The sequence below is a fragment of the Pseudomonas frederiksbergensis genome (assembly GCF_003732665.1).
Classification (GTDB): domain Bacteria; phylum Pseudomonadota; class Gammaproteobacteria; order Pseudomonadales; family Pseudomonadaceae; genus Aquipseudomonas; species Aquipseudomonas frederiksbergensis_G.
This window is the reverse complement of record NZ_MOBP01000143.1, coordinates 1-287: the sequence shown is the minus strand read 5'-3', so window position 1 is coordinate 287 and position 287 is coordinate 1. Positions and strand designations below refer to the sequence as shown.

The window sequence follows — 287 nt, the reverse complement described above, 5'->3', positions numbered from 1 at the left end:
GCCTGCTGGACAAGGTGACCATCACCTCGAGCTCCCGCGAAGTACTTAAAGCCGCGCTGGACCTGGGGCCAGATGGGTCACGCGGATTGGTGGCCGAGTACGCCTGGCTCGACCCGTTGAAGGGCGCGCAAAGCTATGGCTGTGAGATTCTGGCGCTGAACTGGACCCTATGTACGCCGGAACGCCTGCAGAAGGCGCAGCGTCAGGGGCTGCATGTGTCGGTATGGACAGTCAACGAGCTCGCGCTGATGCGCAGACTCGCCGACTTCGGCGTTGACAGCCTGATT

General features: G+C 62.4%; 1 protein-coding gene. It reads left to right on the top strand.

The genetic code is table 11. The annotated features are described in order from the left end of the window. A partial coding sequence (locus BK665_RS33530; RefSeq protein ID WP_148053292.1) for a glycerophosphodiester phosphodiesterase occupies nucleotides 1-287 on the top strand: 287 nt, incomplete at both ends.